This window comes from Lysinibacillus sp. NPDC056232 (assembly GCF_042267565.1).
Taxonomy (GTDB): domain Bacteria; phylum Bacillota; class Bacilli; order Bacillales_A; family Planococcaceae; genus Lysinibacillus.
In genome coordinates, this window is sequence record NZ_JBHJTF010000033.1 from 20,982 (window position 1) to 39,296 (window position 18,315).

Sequence of the window (18,315 nt, forward strand, 5' to 3'; positions counted from 1 at the left end):
AAGAATAATTTTTCTAATGTAAGATTGCTTTGAAAGCTTTACTGTTATAAGCCTTTCTCTAGCATTTTTTGTAACTAATAGGAGTGAATTGTCTTTTCAAAACAAGGGAGGTTTTTGAATGGAAAAAGTTTGTGTATTAGGGGCAGGCTCATGGGGTTCAGCGCTTGCGATGGTGCTTGCAGAAAATGGGCATGATACACTTCTATGGACTCATCGAACAGATCAAGCTGAAGAAATTAACAACCTGCATACAAATAGGAAGTATTTACCTGAAACGGTGCTACCGACAAATTTGTATGCGACAAGCGATATTGCTAAGGCAGTTGCTCATTCGGAGACAATTGTCGTAGCCGTGCCTACTAAGGCTATTCGAGAAGTATGTGAAAAAATGATCGCAACACTTGATAAAAAAGTACTGTTTGTTCATGTATCGAAGGGAATTGAACCCGATACATTAAAACGAATTTCAGAAATTTTAGTAGAAAGTTTACCACCTGAATTTGTAGAAGAAGTTGTTGTACTTTCAGGTCCAAGTCATGCAGAGGAAGTTGTCTTACACCACCCGACAACTGTTACAGCAGCTTGTGCAAGCATTGAAGCTGCAGAAAAAGTGCAGGATTTATTTATGAACCAATTTTTCCGTGTCTACACAAACAAAGATGTGCTAGGCGTAGAAATAGGTGGCGCATTAAAAAACGTAATCGCATTAGCTGCGGGTATTTCAGACGGCTTAAATTATGGTGATAATGCCAAAGCTGCACTTATTACGCGAGGGTTGGCTGAAATTTCACGTTTGGGTGTTAAAATGGGAGGGAATCCATTTACATTCTCAGGACTTACAGGCATGGGGGACTTAATTGTCACATGTACAAGTGTGCACTCTCGTAATTGGCGCGCAGGTAATTTACTGGGGCAAGGAATGAAACTGCCAGAGGTGCTCGATCAAATGGGCATGGTGGTTGAGGGGGTACGCACAACAAAAGCTGCCTATCAACTAGCAGAGAAACATGACGTTGCTATGCCAATAACAACGGAGCTCTATAGTGTTCTATTTAATAATATAGAACCAAAAATAGCGGTTGATGCATTAATGATGCGTATGAAAAAACGAGAAATCGATGACATGATGTATTGATAATATATATTTGCAGGTATGTCAATCTGGAAAATATAGTGTTCTGTTGACTGATATAAGGATTTATTTGTTGATATTTTGCTTATGTATGCCCATTTTATCTGATTGTAGCCGGTAGCGGAAATCAGTGCTTTCCAATTAACGGAAGTGGTTGAAAATGGTTAATCAACATACCTGATCTATTTGATAAGGTTTGTCATAAAATGGACAAAAATAGGGTGTCTCAGAATATAACTGAGACGCCTTATTGTTTGTTTTTAGTTTGAATAATCCATAAAGTTATAAAGGTTGTCCATTTGATGATAGTTATTGGACAACTATTTCTTTTTGGCAAAAGCACATAGTATAATATACTTTGATTGTTTCGTAACATTGTAGAAAGGTGGTTGTCTCTTAAATGGGTCCGTTAGCACATTTGCCCTCGCTTGATGTAATGTGGGTATCATTTTATTGTATCGGCTTTATGATTATATCTGTTGCTTTAATTTATTTAGCTCGTAATAAGGTTTCGAACGTTTTTTTACGTACAATTATAAATTTAATTGCATACATACTGTTTGGACTTGGCACATTTTTAATGGTTCTAATTGTAGCCACATGGCCAGCATAAAAAATGATGAGGTGGAAGTGACATGAAAAAACTAAGTGCTTTTCTTTTTGTAATAATAACCGCTGTACTTCTAGTAGGTTGTGCGTATCCAGAAGATGAAAAAATGGCAAAATTAGTGCCTGATGCTGACCAATTAGCTGCGGTTCAGCGTGCGGTTAATGAATATCGTGAAGCAACTGGTGGACTAGTTCCAATTAAAAATAGCGAGCTAGATACAGATATATATATAAAATATTTAATTGATTTTGAAAAATTAATGCCTAAATATCTTGCACAAATTCCTGGGAACGCCTATGAAAAGGGTGGGATTTTCCAGTATATTATTTGGGATCCTGAGAATGAAGCTAAAGTAAAATTGGTAGATTTAAATGCTGCAGAGCGAATTCGTGAAATTAATATCCGCAAACTTTCTACCCAATATTTACCAATAAAGGGTGCAGCTTCTGATAATGTATATCAAATAAACTTTGAAAAATTGGGCTATAAAACAGATGTAACTGTGAAAAGCCCCTATTCTGGTACCGAATTACCAATATTTATGACAGGCGATGGCGAAATGCATGTGGACTATTCAATCGATTTAGGTCAACTACTAAAAGAAGACAAACCTGCTGTAAAGCCTGGAGATGATATTCGTCAGCTACTTGTCGATAAATATCCAGTAGTACCAGCTTATTCTATACCGTATACAGTAGATGAAAATGGTGAGCCAATTTATTCTATGGATGCCTATAATAGTGACGCAAAAAAAGCTAGAGAAAAAGCTAGAGAAAAAGCAATTCAAGAGTCTGAATCTAAAACTAAAAAAGATTAGTCGAAAAGCTCCTTACATTTGTGAGGGGCTTTTCATATTTATCTATCCGTCCGCATATAGTGAAAAAGCGTAGATAAAGGAGGCAGAAACCTTGAGTGAAGCAGTATTTAGAGAAATTGCAGAGCGCACAAATGGCGATGTTTATATTGGTGTTGTCGGTCCAGTACGTGTAGGTAAATCAACATTTGTAAAAAAGGTTATGGAAGCGGTCGTGTTACCGAATATAGTGGATGAAACAGAAAGAATGCGGGCACAAGACGAGATGCCACAAAGCTCGCCGGGGCCAGTCATTATGACTGCTGAGCCGAAGTTTGTGCCTGCCCAAGCAACACGTATTGCGGTCGGTGATGATGAAATGCCGTTCCAAATTCGTTTAGCCGATTGCGTTGGTTATGTCATTGAAGGTACGAAGGGCTATGAGGATGAAAATGGGCCAAAATATGTGCATACACCTTGGCATACAGAGCCTATCCCCTTCCAAGAAGCGGCGAAAATAGGCACAGATAAAGTAATTCGTGACCATGCCAATATTGGGATTGTTGTAACAACAGATGGCACAGTAAATGGGATAAGTCGTCGTGCAGCAGAGAAGGCTGAAGAGGAAATTGTAGAGCAATTAATGGATATTGGAAAACCTTTTGTTGTTGTATTAAATTGCCAAATGCCAGCACGGGAGGAAACGGTACAGCTTCGAAATGAGCTATTTGAGCGCTATAATGTTCCAGTAATTGCCACTTCGATTGATCAAATGCGCGCCTCTGATATTCAGTATATTTTGCAAGAAGCATTATTTGAATTTCCAATTCGAACAATTGAGGTGGAAAAGCCAGATTGGTTAGATGTTTTAGATGCAACACACCCATTGAATGTTGCATTAATTGATTCGATGGAAGAAGTGTTGTCATCTGTTATGAAAATTAGGGATGTACAGCAGGCGTCAGATGCCTTTAAAGCCATTGATTTTATTGACCAAAGTGAAGTGGTACATGTGGATGCCGGTGTTGGAACCGCAGTTATTCGAGTGTCATTGCAAGGTGAGCTATATAAGTCAGTTTGTAATGAATGGCTAGATGAGCCAATTGAGACGAAGCGAGATTGGTTACTCTTTATTAAAGAGGCAGCCGAAGCAAAAGAGGCCCAAAAACGCTTTAAAAATGCTATTAGTCAAGCAGATTCGACAGGTTATGGTGTAACATTGCCGATGATGCAGGAGTTTGAGCCAACAGCACCAGAGCTCATAAAACAAAATAATTTTTATGGTGTGCGTATGAAGGCAAAAGCGCCATCGTATCATATCATTCGTGTAGATATGGAATCAGAATTTGCGCCACTAATTGGCTCTGAATTCCATAGTCAACAATTGCTTAAGGATTTAAATCATGCTTATTTACATGATCGTGACGCTTTATGGAACACGCAGCTTTTTGGAACTCCACTACATGAAGTGTTAAAAGAAGGAATACGCTATAAAATGGATGCCGTTCCATCAACAGCCAAAAAACGGATGCGACAAACAATTGAACGTATGGTTAACGAAGGTGATAGAGGGTTAGTTACATTTATTTTGTAGTGATAAAAAAATAAAAAAAGAGCAAAAAAATATCACAGGGCTTTTCGTTTTTGTGCGAAAAGTCCTGATATTTTTGTTTTTTGGGTGAAAAAATTAATTTTTGGTTATAATCATGAATGAATACAGTTGCGTAGCGGTTTTCTATGTGTTAATCTTTTTACAGAATTGGTTCATGACCCTTTGAGAGGAGGTGAATGGTGTGAATAAAACAGAATTAGTAAACTCTGTTGCTGAAGCGGCAGGTCTTTCTAAAAAAGACGCTTCTAAAGCAGTTGAAGCTGTATTTGATACAATTCAAGATGCTCTTGCAAAGGGTGACAAAGTACAATTAATTGGTTTTGGTAACTTTGAAGTACGTGAACGTGCGGCTCGTAAAGGTCGTAACCCACAAACTGGTAAAGAAATCGAAATCGCTGCTAGCAAAGTACCTGCTTTCAAACCAGGTAAAGCGCTTAAAGATGCTGTAAAATAATACACGTCTAGTAGTTACATAGAGCGGTCTTCATGTTAACAAACATGGAGGCTGCTCTTTTTAACTTCTTTCAACGAAAAAGTTGCGCACATAGCAAAATAAGATAATGGTACATAGAAAGATGCAATAAACATAAGTGTATGCAACGTAGATAGCATATGCATAATTGAGGTCCATCACTAAAAGTTGGGATGCTCTTTGCTAAAATATATACCATAATATTAGTTGATTGAAGTGGAGACTGGGCGACTCCTTGGGGATTATCAATAGGGGAACGAAGGCTAAAACCATCACGTCCTGTGATAACGCCTTCGTGACCAACATCCTGTTGCCCCGACGCCCCCAGGAAGCTTTGCTCTGTGCGAAAGCGAAGCGTCAGCAACAAATGTTTTATCTGTGCGAAAGCGAAGCGTCAGCAACAAATGTTTTATCTGTGCGAAAGCGAAGCGTCAGCAACAACAACAAAGCGCCCGGTCGGAACGGAAATCAACCACACGTTATGGTGGTGAGTCAAAATTTATAAAATATGCTCCAAATTAGAAAGCATTAAGTGGCAATTTTTCTCATATAGCGTTGAATTTCTTTTGAATCAAGTAAGTCGTTTTGCGCTTACCTTTTGGATATGCTACGATGCATAAGGAAATGTGTAATGTATTGATACGCAGGAGGGTTTTTACGGATGTCGAATGTTGATTTATTGAAAATAGAAGAAGCAGTAAAAATGATATTAGAAGCGGTAGGCGAAGATGTAAATCGTGAAGGTTTACTCGATACACCAAAACGTGTAGCAAAAATGTACGCAGAAATGTTTAGTGGCTTACATGAAGACGCAAAAGATTATTTTAAAACAGTGTTTCATGAAGACCATGAGGAATTAGTGCTTGTAAAGGACATTCCGTTTTATTCGATGTGTGAGCATCATCTAGTGCCTTTTTACGGAAAAGCTCATGTCGCATACATACCAAACGATGGCATTGTTGCTGGACTAAGTAAATTAGGACGTGCAGTAGAAGCAATTGCTCGTCGTCCGCAATTACAAGAACGTATTACTTCTTCAGTGGCAGAGACAATTATGGAAATGCTCTCTCCGAAAGGTGTTTATGTAGTGATTGAGGCGGAGCATATGTGTATGACTATGCGAGGGCTTAAGAAGCCAGGATCTAAAACTGTGACATCGGTTGCACGTGGTATTTACGAAGAAGATGAAGTAAAACGTAGAGAAGTTTTATCATTTATTCAAATGTCTTAAATTGCATGTCTAATTATGTTATGATGGACTAAGAATTTGTCGGATTTAAGGAGTGTACAGACAATGGCACAAGATTATATTGTTATTCAAGCAGAGGAAGATGGCGTGCATGTAATTGGTTTAACACGAGGTACAGATACAAAGTTCCATCATTCTGAAAAATTAGATGCAGGCGAAGTGATGATTGCTCAATTTACCGAACATACATCTGCCATGAAAATTCGTGGGAAAGCACAGATTCATACAGCTCATGGTGTTATAAATAGCGAAGCGAAAAAGTAATAAAGAGCAATTACATTCAGAGGTGCTTTAAGAATGGTTTAGTGATGACACATATAAATCGATTAAATGTGTAAAACTGTTTTTTAACTACTTTCAACGGATGTCCCCGCTGAAATAGAGGAACTCAGTCTAAGAACGCCACGTCCTGTGGCAATTTAACTGTGCGAAAGCGAAGCAACAACAACAACAACAATAACAACAACTACAACAATACACGACTGAGCGACCAACATCACGTTGGCCCAAAGCCTCCGGACGCAATTATGCCGAGACATAATTGATTGGGGAAGCTCTACTGCATATCATGTTGAATAAAGCAAAAATTTTTTATTCCGAATCGTCGCGTGTGCTATAATGACTCAGTAAGCAAGCGTTAGATCCATGAAGTGGCTAACGTATTTGAAAGTGAAATGGAGTAAGGTCTATGAATGCAACATACATTCAAAATTCAATTGCACAATTAAAAACAGAGATTTTCATGGATGTTCGTCATAGAACTTTGCAAAAATACACAGGGGTGCCTGTGCTCGATGAAAATCAATTATTTTACTTGTTAGTTCCCTTTTTGAATGGTGAGGAGTGGCAGCGAGAGGAAAGAGAAGCTGCAATCACTGTTGGAATTGTGTACGCAGCTTTAGCGGCGCACGATCATATAAAAGAATTAGATGCCACATCAAAAGAACAGCAGCTAACCGTTTTAGCTGGAGACTTTTATAGTGGCCGTTATTATGAGATTTTAGCGATGTCGGGAAATGTCGCATTGATTAGAAGTTTGTCGCAAGGGATTGTGGAACGTTGTGAACACCAAATTAAAGTTTATGAGGCTGAAAAACGATCAGTCGAACAATGGTATGCCTCAATAAGTAACATTGAATCGGGATTAATCTCAAAATTTTTTGAGCTCTATTCGTTTGGTAACTATATTCCAATTGTGGAGAAGAGCTTATTAATCTTGCGTTTAGAAAGAGAATGGGCGACATATCAACGTGGTCAAGTAACTTTAATGAGTAAGGTTCTTGAAGAAAGTGCGAGATCTGCTGGAGCGACATATGGCAACGTCATACAGGACAAAATTGTGCAATTAAAAACAGAGCTGTTACAGGTGATAGAAAATGCATCGTTTTTACAAGGTGATGTGAAACAAGCTCTACAAGCACGTGTAGAGGCATCCATTGCTTCTACTAATGGATAAGAGAGGTTTTTCAAAATGGCTAAAACGAAAGAAGAACACGTGCACGAAGTATTTGAAAGTATTTCGGAAAACTATGACAAAATGAATGGTGTTATTAGTTTCCAAATGCATGTTGGCTGGCGCAATGATACGATGAAGCACATGGCAGTAAAACCTGGAGCGAAGGCACTAGATGTTTGCTGTGGTACGGCAGATTGGACAATTGCATTAGCCGAGGCAGTTGGTGAAGGCGGAGAAGTAAAAGGGCTAGACTTCAGTAAAAACATGCTGAAGGTTGGCGAGGAAAAGGTAAAGCCATACCCACAAATTGAATTAATACATGGAAATGCTATGGAGTTACCTTTCCCAGACAATACTTTTGATTATGCAACAATTGGTTTTGGGCTTCGCAATGTACCAGATTATTTACAAGTTTTAAAGGAAATGAATCGTGTTGTAAAACCTGGGGGAATGGTTGTTTGTTTAGAAACATCTCAATCTGAAATTCCCGGGTATCGACAACTATTCCGTTTCTATTTTAAATATATAATGCCGGTATTTGGTAAAATATTTGCGAAAAGCTTTAAAGAATATTCTTGGTTACAGGAATCAGCAAATGATTTCCCAGGTATGAAAAAGTTAGCGGCAATGTTTGAACAGGCAGGTTTAGAAAAAGTAACGTACAAAGCATACAGTGGCGGTGCTGCGGCAATGCATATGGGCTTTAAAAAGGTACGTTAATGGGGGAAGGTTTTCACAAGTGGAAAAGATGAAGTTAAAACTACTCTATTCCGATTTGAAATCAGATATCGATATCATTGAAAAAGAATTAGAAAAAGCAGTGTACTCTTCTTCAGGTTTGATCAATGATGCTTCTCTCCATTTATTGCAAGCTGGTGGCAAACGGATACGACCAATTTTTGTGTTGCTTGGCGCGAAATTTGGCGACTATGATATCGAAAAGATGAAGGATGTAGCCGTGCCAGTAGAGCTTATTCATATGGCATCACTTGTGCATGATGATGTAATTGATGATTCCAATATGCGAAGAGGACGCCCGACTGTCAAATCACAATGGAATAATAGAGTTGCAATGTACACGGGCGATTTTATTTTTGCACGTGCACTTGAATATATTACAAAGCTTGAAGACCCATTAGTTCATCAAATTTTAGCACGTACAATGGTGGAAATTTGTAACGGTGAAGTCATTCAAATCGAAGATAAATTTAGACTAGATCAAGGATTAAAGGATTATTTTAGACGAATCAAACGAAAAACGGCATTACTGATTTCTTCTAGTTGTGAACTTGGTGCAGTAGCAGCAGGTGTTGATCCCAAAACAGTGAGACATTTGAAACGCTTCGGCTATTTTGTAGGCATGAGCTTCCAAATTATCGATGATGTTTTAGACATAATGGCAACAGATAAAGAATTAGGAAAGCCAGCAGGTAGTGATTTATTGCAGGGCAATATTACATTACCGATTCTTCTGTTAAAAGATGATCCTGAGATGCAACCTTACTTGGCAAAAGTATTTGCAGGTACGTTGACAGAAGTAGAACGTCAAAATATGCTGCAGTATGTGCGTAAATCTGACGCGATTGAGCAAGCTAATAAAATGAGTGATAAATATTTGAAAAAGGCATTACAGGAAATAGATGCATTACCAAAACATCCTGTCAAGAAAAAACTACGTGATGTCGCTTTGTTTATGGGTAAGCGTAAATTCTAGCTTTTTGTTGTACAAAGGCTCATTTTTTGTTAATATTTATCGGTAGGTGTAAAACCTGTTATACGAATTTAAGGAGTGTTTTAAACATGGCAATCGAACAAACTTTTTTAATGGTTAAGCCTGACGGCGTTGAACGTCAAGTAGTAGGAGATATCGTAGATCGTTTTGAACGTCGCGGTTTTGTATTGAAAGGTGCTAAATTAATGGTAATTCCTACAGAATTAGCAGAAAAGCACTATGCAGAGCATGCAGAGCGTCCATTCTTTGGTGAATTAGTTGATTTCATCACTTCTGGTCCTGTATTCGCTATGGTATGGGAAGGCGAAAACGTAATTAAGCTTGCTCGTACAATGATGGGAGCAACTAAACCTGAAGAATCTAACCCAGGTACAATCCGTGGTGACTATGCAACAACTGTTTCTCACAACATCATTCACGGTTCTGACTCACTTGCTTCTGCTGAGCGTGAAATCGGCTTATTCTTCGGTGAAGATTTAGCTTAATTATTTGTGAATAGATTAAGCAATCTCAATTCAATTTGAGATTGCTTTTTTTATGCTCTGAAAAAGGCTTTATTAAAGCGACAGATAGAAGCCAAAACTAAAAAATGGAACCTATTAAAACAGTTGAATAGAATTTTCTAGATACATATAGAATTGTTAAATACTTCTTAGTCATGTAAAATTAAAGATACAATATTCTGATAATTAAGGTTTTTAACTTCTTTCAGCAGAAATCTCCTACCTATATAGGCGGTTAGATGAATGCGGTTTTAAGCCGCTTTTCAGGGGGTGTCCAAACATCTGTACCTGTCGCTACGCTTTCGGTACAAAAAACATCCGCTGTAAGAAGTTAAAGCCTCCGGCGGATGTCACGGAATCGGAAGGGAGTTCACATAGGATGTTAGCCTAAGATCATCGCATCCATGCGATAACGGCTAACTGACCTGCGTCACGCAGGCCTAAGCACAAAGCCGATTCTGGACGCAATTATGCCAAGGCATAATTGATATAGCTTAATAATCAAGAATATATTTCATAGCATCTAAATACATTGGATGATAGGAAATGAGAGAATCGACAGTGCAAAGGGGTTTTTTTATGAGAGAAGTGGTAATTGTATCAGCTGTTCGTACAGCAGTTGGCAGAAGTAAAGGGGCATTAAGCAACGTTCGAGCAGATGACTTAGCGGCAGATGTACTGCAAGAAGTGGTACAACGAGCAGGTATCCATAAGGATCAAGTGGAGGATGTTATTTTTGGCTGTGTGACGCAAACTGCTGAACAGGGAGCAAATATAGCCCGTACAGCCCTATTAATGGCAGGTTTTCCGGAGAGTGTCCCAGGTGTGACAATTGATCGTCAATGTGGATCAAGTCAGCAGGCTGTTCATTTCGCGGCACAGGCTATTTTAGCAGGCGATATGGACATTGTTATTGCTGGTGGAGTTGAAAGTATGACGAGGGTGTCAATGGGTTCTAACATGAAGGGAGCCCACGCGGGTAAACGATTACAAGACAACTATACAATTATACATCAAGGGTTATCAGCCGAGAAAATAGCGGAAAAATGGAACTTGTCAAAGGAACAGCTCAATAACTATGCTTACAATAGTCATAGACGAGCATTAGCGGCAATTGAGGCGGGCCGTTTTAAAAAGGAAATATTGCCTGTCCAATTTACGCAAGAAGACGGCACAGTGACAACGTTTTTTGTTGATGAAGGGCCACGTGCAGAAACGACAGTTGATAAATTAAATGGACTAAAAACCGTTTTCCAGGAAGATGGTGCGATAACAGCCGGTAATGCAAGTCAAATGAGTGATGGTGCCTCAGCTGTAGTTATTATGTCTTTAGAAAAGGCGCAGGAACTTGGCATCCGACCACTTGCTAAAATTGTTACACGAGTTGTCGTTGGTTCAGATCCGACGTTAATGCTAACTGGTCCAATTGAGGCAACTAGACAAGCGCTGGAACGTTCAGGTCTTACGATTGAGGAAATTGATACGTATGAAGTGAATGAAGCTTTTGCGCCAGTACCACTTGTTTGGTTGCGCGAAATTGGAGCAGATCCCGATAAATTGAATCCGGATGGAGGAGCAATTGCATTAGGACATCCATTAGGAGCGACGGGTACAAAACTGTTAACAACGATGCTGTATAGAATGGAACGAGAAAATTTAAGATATGGTTTACTTGCAATTTGTGAAGGTATGGGAATGGCGAATGCTACTATCATTGAAAAAATGTAAAAGGGGTTGTGTTTGATGAAGGAAGTAATAGCAGTTGTAACAGGGGGAGCATCTGGTTTAGGAGAGGCTACTGTTCGCAAAGTTGTTGCAGAAGGTGGCAAAGCAGTCATTTTTGATCTTAATGACGAGCGAGGACACGCACTAGTAGAGGAGTTAGGGGAGAATGTCCAATATGCACGTGTTGATGTTACCAAAGAAGCTGATGTAGCGGCAGGGCTTGAACAAGCAGTAGCGACATTTGGGTCCATTAACGTCACAGTGAATTGTGCTGGAATTGCTGATGCAAGTAAAGTACTTTCTAAGCGTGGTGTACATGCTCTTGGTTTATTTGAAAAGGTGATTTCTGTCAATTTGATTGGGACTTTCAATGTGATTCGCCTAGCAGCCGAGAAGATGCAACATAATGAGCCGAACGAGGATGGTCAGCGTGGCGTTATTATTAATACTGCATCTGTGGCAGCATTTGATGGGCAAATAGGACAAGCGGCATATAGTGCGTCAAAAGGTGGTGTGGCGGCGATGACGTTGCCGATTGCAAGAGAGCTTGCTGAAATTGGTGTACGTGTTATGACGATTGCTCCAGGATTAGTAGAAACACCAATGTTTGCATCGCTACCAGAGCCAGCAAGAACAGCGCTTGCCCAAATGACTCCATTCCCTAAACGACTTGGGAAACCATCAGAATATGCGCTATTGGTCGAAAGTATTATCAAAAATGGTTTATTAAATGGTGAAGTAATCCGCTTGGACGGCGCGATTCGAATGCAGCCGAAGTAGGGATAACTGAAGGTGCTCGACTCCTGCAAAAAAAGCTGACAGAATGACCGAAGGCTAAAACCACCTTCTCGGATTACGCTTTCGTGAAGCTCTGAAGTGAAAAGTGCTTGTCTGCGGATAGCCGAAAAAGTTAGCTTGTTTCGTATGTAATTATTGGTAGTAGCAGTCAGCCTTGGACGATTCAAAAATTTATGAACAAAGGGGAGCGTTTTTATGCATATGATGGATACACCTTTATTATTAACAAGTTTTTTGGATCGAGCAGAACGATTTTTCCATGCGAAAAAAATATATTCGCGGACAAGCCCTACAACAATTCACGAGTTTACTTATAAAGAATATGTAAAACGAACTCGAAAACTAGCAGGTGCCCTTACAAAGCTAGGAATGGAGAGAGGCATGAAAGTAGGTACCTTTGCTTGGAATCACCATCGCCATTTAGAAGCATATTTTGCAGTCCCATGCGCAGGTGCTGTCTTGCATATGATTAATATTCGATTAGCGCCTGAGCATATTGCTTATGTTATTAATCATGCAGAAGATGAAATATTACTAATTGATGATAACTTAGTTCCGCTTATTGCACCGATTGTCTCACAGCTTAAATCGGTTAAGCATTTTATCGTAATGGGAGATGCTGTCGAGCTAGAAAACATCCCATTACCGAATGTTCTTTCTTATGAGGCATTACTCGAAGAGGCGAATGATAATTTTAGATTCCCAGATGATTTAGATGAAAACACACCTGCTGGCATGTGTTACACAAGTGCAACTACAGGAATGCCAAAGGGTGTAGTATATACTCATCGTAGTATTGTCCTCCATACTATGGCAGCAGGAATCTCCGATAGTATTGCAATAGGCGAGGCAGATGTTTTACTACCTGTAGTACCAATGTTTCATGCGAATGCGTGGGGATTTCCGTTTGCTGGTGTATTATTTGGTGCTACACAGGTGCTCCCTGGGCCAATGTTTACACCGCAGCTACTACTTGATTTATTTGAAACATACAAGGTAACGTTGACTGCAGGAGTACCTACAATTTGGCTTGGGGTATTACAGGAGCAACGCAAAAATCCTCGTGATTTGTCTTCGATACGATTGATTGTATGTGGTGGTTCAGCATCACCGCTCGGTCTAACTCGTGGCTTTGAGGAGGAGCTTAAAATTCCTTACATGACGGGCTACGGTATGACCGAGACATCGCCACTTGTTAGCATATCGACGTATTTAACACATATGCAAGATTATACGATGGATGAAAAAATGGATGTTCGTATTACGCAGGGAATAACAGTGCCGCTCATTGAAACGCGTGTAGTCAATGAAAACGGTGAAGTACCTTGGGATGGCAAAACAATGGGCGAATTGACAATTAGAGGCCCGTGGATTGCTGCCGAGTATTATAACGATGAACGAACAGCAGAAGCCTTTAAAGATGGCTGGCTCTACACTGGTGATATTGCTGTAGTGACAGTAGATGGTTATATCAAAATTACAGATCGGACAAAAGATTTAATTAAAAGCGGTGGAGAATGGATTTCTTCAGTAGAGCTTGAAAATGCTTTAATGTCACATCCTAAAGTGTTTGAGGCTGCTGTTATAGCCATTCCCCACGAAAAATGGATTGAACGACCTCTAGCGTGTGTTGTACCAAATCCTGAATTTAAGGATGCCATTACGAAATCAGAGCTACTAGAAGATTTACGATCGCAATTCCATAAAACATGGATTCCTGATGATGTTGTATTTTTAAATGAAATACCGAAAACCTCTGTAGGAAAATTCATGAAGGTAAAATTGCGAGAAGAATTAAAGGATTATAGAGTAGAGGTTTAGGAGACAAAAAAATTTGAAGGTGGTGACTAACTACCTTCATTTTTTACGTAAAAATTTAGGGGATATAGGCTCATCACGTTTAATACATATCAATGAGAATATTTTAGCTAATTTAATGAAAGAATGAAAAGAAAAGTGAAACTATTTTTTCCATTTTACCGTATAATCATTATTAACGAGAGGATGTGGAAGTATTGTCAATTGCAATAGTTGCTATTATTGGTGGAGTAGTTATTAGTTTAGCAGGGATTTTTACTGATGCCCATACAAGAAAGCAAAAAATTAAATTAAAGGCTATTGAGAAAGAAACGGAGTTAGAAAAGCTCAGGTTAGAAACGTATACGATGGAAACAGAAAAATTACGTCTAGAATTAGAGCAATCCAAAGTGTTATTATTAGAGGAAAAACAAAACTCAACTAAGTAACTTGGATTACATGTGAAAGACTATTTCAGGAATGGCACTTTTCCGCTATAATGGAAATACGACGCTAGAGGGGAAGAAGACCGCATGTCTGATTATGAACAGTTTATAGCAGGTATAAAGCGCAAAACAGGAATTGATTTAGCGCTATATAAAGAAGCGCAAATGAAAAGAAGATTAACATCTCTGTATGAGAAAAAGGGATATCGTAATTTTGTGGACTTTCTAAAGGCACTTGAACAAGATCGTGACTTAATGAATGAGTTTTTAGATCGCATGACCATTAATGTTTCCGAATTTTATCGCAATGGGAAGCGTTGGGAAGTGTTGCAGAAAAAAATATTTCCGAAATTACTGCAATCTAATAAGCGTTTAAAAATTTGGAGTGCTGCTTGTTCAACGGGTGAAGAACCTTATTCTTTAGTCATGGTATTATCTCAATTACTGCCATTATCTCAAATTCAGATCATTGCTACTGATCTAGATGAAAATGTCATTCAAAAGGCGAAATTAGGTGTGTATCCAGAGCGCTCATTAGCAGAAGTGCCGAGTGATATTAAAGCTAAGTATTTTGAGCAAGAAGGTTCCTTTTATAGGGTCAAGGATGAGATTAAACGTTGTGTGACGTTTAAGAAACAGAATTTACTTAAAGACCATTACGATTCTAATTATGATTTAATTGTTTGCCGCAATGTGATGATTTATTTTACTGAAGAAGCGAAAGATCAGATTTATACGAATTTTAGTAAAGCATTGCGTAAGGATGGCGTTTTATTTGTTGGATCTACAGAGCAAATTTTTAATCCATCTCGTTATGAGTTTGAAGTTGAGGATACATTCTTCTATAGACGAAAATAGTTAATAATATGAGAAAAGCATTCGTACACTAGACAAATATGAATGTCATGTACATAATTTAAGGCTTGAGACATAGATGAATCGTGCGCTTTTCGCTTGGTATAAGCAAAAAGCGTATTTTTTATTAGTTATCTCGCATCAATGGGCGGTAAGACACCAACATCAAAATTTAGCGAATGAAAATAAGTAGGAGATTAACTACCGGTAAAAGCATGATTGGTGAAAGCTAATGATTAGTGAAAATGAAGAAAATATCTTTTTTTAAGTAAATCGTTCAGAATATTCGAATTTAACGAGGTGCTCTAAATTACCTTTAAAGGTACTTTTAAAAATAATTGAAGTCGCGAGAGCAATTCGGAATTTACAAATAATTAAAACAAGTCTTTGAAAGACATTTGCAAAAGGACTGTTTTTTTAGAGAATATATGTTATAGTGAAAAATACATACTTTAGCGAGTTGAAGGGAGAAAGTGTTTATGCGTTACTTAACAGCGGGAGAGTCACATGGCCCCCAATTAACAACAATTATTGAGGGCTTACCGTCGCTCTTACCCATTACAGCAGAAAAAATTAACCACGATTTAAAACGTCGTCAAGGAGGGCATGGGCGAGGCCGCCGTATGCAAATCGAAACGGATACAGTGGACATCGTCACTGGTGTTCGTCATGGACAAACACTTGGTTCTCCCGTAGCGCTCGTAGTCACAAATGATGACTGGAAGCACTGGACAAAAATTATGGGAGCAGAACCATTAGCAGAAGATGTGAATCCTGAAGATATCAAACGCCAAATTTCACGTCCTCGTCCAGGACATGCAGATTTAGTAGGAGGCATGAAGTACGGACACCGTGATTTACGTAATGTATTAGAGCGTTCTTCAGCGCGCGAGACAACTGTCCGTGTAGCTGTAGGTTCTGTTGCAAAAGCGCTTTTAAATGAATTAGGCATTTCCATCGTCGCACATGTAACAGAAATCGTTGGTATTAAGGCAGACACTTCCTTAGTAGAAGGAAAATCTGCGGATGAAATTCGTGCCATTGTTGAAGCAGACCCTTGCTATTGCGTTGACCCAGAGGCTTCTGCAAAAATGGTGGAAGCAATTGATGAAGCGAAAAAAGCGGGCGACTCCATTGGTGGTGTTGTTGAAGTCATTGTAGAAGGAATGCCAGCCGGTGTCGGATCGTATGTTCATTATGACCGTAAGCTAGATTCGAAATTAGCAGCTGCCATGTTATCTATCAATGCATTTAAAGGTGTTGAATTTGGAATCGGATTTGAAATGGCACGCCGTAAAGGTTCTGAAGTACATGATGAAATTATTTGGTCAGAGGAAGAAGGCTATACACGTGCAACAAATCGACTTGGTGGTTTAGAAGGTGGAATGTCTACTGGAATGCCAATTGTCGTACGCGGTGTAATGAAACCAATTCCTACATTATATAAACCGTTGCAAAGTGTTGATATTGAAACGAAAGAGCCATTTAAAGCTAGTGTAGAGCGCTCGGATAGCTGTGCAGTACCAGCAGCATCAGTTGTTGCTGAGCACGTTATTGCCTGGGAAATAGCGAATGCAATATTGGAACAATTCCATAGCGATCAATTACCTCAACTAAAAGCTCAAATCGACGAACACCGTCATTATACAAAGGGGTTCTAATATGCGAGTACCAGTAGCAACGAAATCGCACCAATATGAGGTTGTCCTTGGTCATAAATTTTTAGCAGAGGCAGTAAAAGCATTTGATGATAAGCTTCAAAAAGCGGATAAGCTCATTGTTTTTACGGATGCTAATGTATGGGCAGCGCAAGGAGATTATTTCAAGGCTAATTTCCCTTATCATTTTGAGGTCTTTGTCTTACCAGGTGGTGAGGCATGTAAAACTTTCGAACAATACTATGCAGCCCAAACATTTTTACTTGAACAAAAATGCTCACGTAAATCATTTATTTTTGCATTTGGTGGGGGAGCTGTAGGTGATTTAACAGGCTTTGTGGCAGCTACTTATATGCGTGGGGTGCCGTTTATTCAAATCCCAACGACAATTTTAGCACATGACTCAGCAGTAGGCGGTAAAACAGCTATTAACCATCCACTAGGTAAGAATATGATTGGTGCGTTTTATCAACCTGAGGGAGTTATTTACGATACTGTATTTATCGAAAGTTTACCTGAGCGCGAGGTACGTTCAGGAACAGCAGAAGTGATCAAGCATGCGATGATTTCTAATGCAGCGTGGTTAGAGGAATTAATGGCAGCAGAGACAGTTATTCATTTCAACACAGAAGAATTAGCGAAGCAGCTTAGAAAAGGAATTGAAGTAAAAGCGCAAATAGTAGCAGAGGACGAAACCGAGCAATCCGTGCGGAAATTTTTAAACTTAGGTCATACTTATGGTCATGCCATTGAAGCGGCCGCTGGTTATGGAAAAGTAGCGCATGGCGAGGCTGTAATGATTGGACTCGTGTATTGTTTATTATTAAGTGAACGATACGGTGAATTAGACCGTAACTTCACTACAGCATTTTTACAATTTGCAGTGAAAAATGGCTATCCATTTGAATCTGTGAAAATGTATTCTTTTAATCAGTTAACAGAGTATTTAATGAAAGATAAAAAAGCGGAGTATGGTGTTTTACAATTTGTGTTACTGGGTAAAATTGGTAAACCTTTCGTTCAACCAATTGATTTAGCAGAGTGCAGAGAAGTAGACACGGAATTCCGACAGCTATTAGCGGAGGTGCTTGTATGATTCGTGGACTTAGAGGAGCGATTACAATTGAATCTGACAAGCCGGAGCTTGTATGGGATGAAACAGCAAGATTAGTGCGTGAAGTAGTAACAGCAAATAATGTGGAAGTAGATGATATTGCTTCCATACTTATATCCACAACGCCTGATATTACATCAGCATTTCCAGCACGTGCTGTACGGTTAATGGACGGGTGGCAATATGTACCTGTCATGTGTATGCATGAAATGGACGTGCCGAACGCATTGCCACTTTGTATTCGTGTATTAATACATGCGAATGTGGATATGGCACAAAAGGATGTAAAACACTTGTATCTCAATGATGCAGTGAAATTAAGACCAGATTTAGCCCAAGCTAAATAATTAGAGGAGATGTTTG

Annotated in this window: 20 protein-coding genes; all 20 read left to right on the forward strand. The window is 39.1% G+C overall.

What is annotated here, in order from left to right:
* Nucleotides 1–118 precede the first annotated feature (118 nt).
* The gene (locus tag ACFCYJ_RS20380) at nucleotides 119–1,135 is read left to right on the forward strand and encodes an NAD(P)H-dependent glycerol-3-phosphate dehydrogenase (RefSeq protein ID WP_376076354.1); all 1,017 of its coding nucleotides are present in this window, start codon (nucleotides 119–121) and stop codon (nucleotides 1,133–1,135) included.
* A 397-nt stretch (nucleotides 1,136–1,532) separates the two neighbouring features.
* Nucleotides 1,533–1,745 carry a DUF2768 domain-containing protein gene (locus ACFCYJ_RS20385; protein WP_376076356.1) on the forward strand — a complete coding sequence of 71 codons (213 nt, stop codon included), beginning with the start codon at nucleotides 1,533–1,535 and terminating at the stop codon, nucleotides 1,743–1,745.
* A gap of 22 nt (nucleotides 1,746–1,767) precedes the next feature.
* The gene (locus ACFCYJ_RS20390) at nucleotides 1,768–2,559 is read left to right on the forward strand and encodes a hypothetical protein (RefSeq protein ID WP_376076359.1); all 792 of its coding nucleotides are present in this window, start codon (nucleotides 1,768–1,770) and stop codon (nucleotides 2,557–2,559) included.
* Nucleotides 2,560–2,650: 91 nt separating this feature from the next.
* Nucleotides 2,651–4,129 carry a stage IV sporulation protein A gene (gene spoIVA, locus ACFCYJ_RS20395; RefSeq protein WP_376076362.1) on the forward strand — a complete coding sequence of 493 codons (1,479 nt, stop codon included), beginning with the start codon at nucleotides 2,651–2,653 and terminating at the stop codon, nucleotides 4,127–4,129.
* Between the two features lie 199 nt (nucleotides 4,130–4,328).
* The gene (locus tag ACFCYJ_RS20400; protein WP_004232618.1) at nucleotides 4,329–4,601 is read left to right on the forward strand and encodes an HU family DNA-binding protein; all 273 of its coding nucleotides are present in this window, start codon (nucleotides 4,329–4,331) and stop codon (nucleotides 4,599–4,601) included.
* Between the two features lie 359 nt (nucleotides 4,602–4,960).
* Nucleotides 4,961–5,110: a hypothetical protein gene (locus tag ACFCYJ_RS20405; RefSeq protein WP_376076367.1), complete on the forward strand. Its 150-nt coding sequence runs from the start codon at nucleotides 4,961–4,963 to the stop codon at nucleotides 5,108–5,110.
* Nucleotides 5,111–5,280: 170 nt separating this feature from the next.
* On the forward strand, nucleotides 5,281–5,850 hold the full coding sequence (folE, locus tag ACFCYJ_RS20410; RefSeq protein WP_376076370.1) for a GTP cyclohydrolase I FolE: 570 nt from the start codon (nucleotides 5,281–5,283) through the stop codon (nucleotides 5,848–5,850).
* A gap of 63 nt (nucleotides 5,851–5,913) precedes the next feature.
* Nucleotides 5,914–6,132 carry a trp RNA-binding attenuation protein MtrB gene (mtrB, locus tag ACFCYJ_RS20415; protein ID WP_049666799.1) on the forward strand — a complete coding sequence of 73 codons (219 nt, stop codon included), beginning with the start codon at nucleotides 5,914–5,916 and terminating at the stop codon, nucleotides 6,130–6,132.
* Nucleotides 6,133–6,556: 424 nt separating this feature from the next.
* Nucleotides 6,557–7,324 carry a heptaprenyl diphosphate synthase component 1 gene (locus ACFCYJ_RS20420; protein ID WP_376076373.1) on the forward strand — a complete coding sequence of 256 codons (768 nt, stop codon included), beginning with the start codon at nucleotides 6,557–6,559 and terminating at the stop codon, nucleotides 7,322–7,324.
* Between the two features lie 15 nt (nucleotides 7,325–7,339).
* Entirely contained in the window at nucleotides 7,340–8,044 is a 705-nt protein-coding gene (locus ACFCYJ_RS20425; protein ID WP_376076375.1) for a demethylmenaquinone methyltransferase, read from the forward strand.
* 19 nt (nucleotides 8,045–8,063) lie between these two features.
* A complete protein-coding gene (gene hepT, locus ACFCYJ_RS20430; RefSeq protein ID WP_376076377.1) occupies nucleotides 8,064–9,038 on the forward strand; it encodes a heptaprenyl diphosphate synthase component II in 975 nt (324 codons plus the stop codon).
* An 86-nt stretch (nucleotides 9,039–9,124) separates the two neighbouring features.
* Nucleotides 9,125–9,541 carry a nucleoside-diphosphate kinase gene (gene ndk, locus ACFCYJ_RS20435; RefSeq protein ID WP_376076379.1) on the forward strand — a complete coding sequence of 139 codons (417 nt, stop codon included), beginning with the start codon at nucleotides 9,125–9,127 and terminating at the stop codon, nucleotides 9,539–9,541.
* Nucleotides 9,542–10,138: 597 nt separating this feature from the next.
* On the forward strand, nucleotides 10,139–11,287 hold the full coding sequence (locus ACFCYJ_RS20440) for a thiolase family protein (protein WP_376076382.1): 1,149 nt from the start codon (nucleotides 10,139–10,141) through the stop codon (nucleotides 11,285–11,287).
* Between the two features lie 15 nt (nucleotides 11,288–11,302).
* Complete coding sequence (locus ACFCYJ_RS20445; protein WP_376076385.1) at nucleotides 11,303–12,064, forward strand: 3-hydroxyacyl-CoA dehydrogenase; 762 nt, start codon at nucleotides 11,303–11,305, stop codon at nucleotides 12,062–12,064.
* A 213-nt stretch (nucleotides 12,065–12,277) separates the two neighbouring features.
* A complete protein-coding gene (locus ACFCYJ_RS20450) occupies nucleotides 12,278–13,903 on the forward strand; it encodes a long-chain fatty acid--CoA ligase (protein WP_376076387.1) in 1,626 nt (541 codons plus the stop codon).
* Nucleotides 13,904–14,097: 194 nt separating this feature from the next.
* On the forward strand, nucleotides 14,098–14,328 hold the full coding sequence (locus ACFCYJ_RS20455; protein ID WP_376076389.1) for a hypothetical protein: 231 nt from the start codon (nucleotides 14,098–14,100) through the stop codon (nucleotides 14,326–14,328).
* A gap of 84 nt (nucleotides 14,329–14,412) precedes the next feature.
* On the forward strand, nucleotides 14,413–15,183 hold the full coding sequence (locus ACFCYJ_RS20460) for a CheR family methyltransferase (protein ID WP_376076392.1): 771 nt from the start codon (nucleotides 14,413–14,415) through the stop codon (nucleotides 15,181–15,183).
* A 476-nt stretch (nucleotides 15,184–15,659) separates the two neighbouring features.
* Nucleotides 15,660–16,841, forward strand: a complete 1,182-nt coding sequence (gene aroC / locus ACFCYJ_RS20465) for a chorismate synthase (protein WP_376076395.1) — start codon at nucleotides 15,660–15,662, stop codon at nucleotides 16,839–16,841.
* A gap of 1 nt (nucleotide 16,842) precedes the next feature.
* The gene (gene aroB, locus ACFCYJ_RS20470; RefSeq protein WP_376076398.1) at nucleotides 16,843–17,934 is read left to right on the forward strand and encodes a 3-dehydroquinate synthase; all 1,092 of its coding nucleotides are present in this window, start codon (nucleotides 16,843–16,845) and stop codon (nucleotides 17,932–17,934) included.
* Entirely contained in the window at nucleotides 17,931–18,299 is a 369-nt protein-coding gene (gene aroH, locus ACFCYJ_RS20475) for a chorismate mutase (protein ID WP_376076401.1), read from the forward strand. Before aroB ends, aroH begins: the two co-directional genes overlap by 4 nt.
* The last annotated feature ends 16 nt before the right edge of the window (nucleotides 18,300–18,315 follow it).

Bases quoted from the DNA above. Each gene is read 5' to 3' on its own strand.
- ACFCYJ_RS20385 (WP_376076356.1), top strand. From the start codon at position 1,533: ATGGGTCCGTTAGCACATTTGCCCTCGCTTGATGTAATGTGGGTATCA.
- mtrB (WP_049666799.1), top strand. From the start codon at position 5,914: ATGGCACAAGATTATATTGTTATTCAAGCAGAGGAAGATGGCGTGCAT.
- ACFCYJ_RS20460 (WP_376076392.1), top strand. From the start codon at position 14,413: ATGTCTGATTATGAACAGTTTATAGCAGGTATAAAGCGCAAAACAGGA.
- ACFCYJ_RS20440 (WP_376076382.1), top strand. From the start codon at position 10,139: ATGAGAGAAGTGGTAATTGTATCAGCTGTTCGTACAGCAGTTGGCAGA.
- ACFCYJ_RS20445 (WP_376076385.1), top strand. From the start codon at position 11,303: ATGAAGGAAGTAATAGCAGTTGTAACAGGGGGAGCATCTGGTTTAGGA.
- ACFCYJ_RS20390 (WP_376076359.1), top strand. From the start codon at position 1,768: ATGAAAAAACTAAGTGCTTTTCTTTTTGTAATAATAACCGCTGTACTT.
- ACFCYJ_RS20420 (WP_376076373.1), top strand. From the start codon at position 6,557: ATGAATGCAACATACATTCAAAATTCAATTGCACAATTAAAAACAGAG.
- aroB (WP_376076398.1), top strand. From the start codon at position 16,843: ATGCGAGTACCAGTAGCAACGAAATCGCACCAATATGAGGTTGTCCTT.
- ACFCYJ_RS20425 (WP_376076375.1), top strand. From the start codon at position 7,340: ATGGCTAAAACGAAAGAAGAACACGTGCACGAAGTATTTGAAAGTATT.
- ACFCYJ_RS20380 (WP_376076354.1), top strand. From the start codon at position 119: ATGGAAAAAGTTTGTGTATTAGGGGCAGGCTCATGGGGTTCAGCGCTT.
- ndk (WP_376076379.1), top strand. From the start codon at position 9,125: ATGGCAATCGAACAAACTTTTTTAATGGTTAAGCCTGACGGCGTTGAA.
- aroH (WP_376076401.1), top strand. From the start codon at position 17,931: ATGATTCGTGGACTTAGAGGAGCGATTACAATTGAATCTGACAAGCCG.
- aroC (WP_376076395.1), top strand. From the start codon at position 15,660: ATGCGTTACTTAACAGCGGGAGAGTCACATGGCCCCCAATTAACAACA.
- folE (WP_376076370.1), top strand. From the start codon at position 5,281: ATGTCGAATGTTGATTTATTGAAAATAGAAGAAGCAGTAAAAATGATA.
- ACFCYJ_RS20450 (WP_376076387.1), top strand. From the start codon at position 12,278: ATGCATATGATGGATACACCTTTATTATTAACAAGTTTTTTGGATCGA.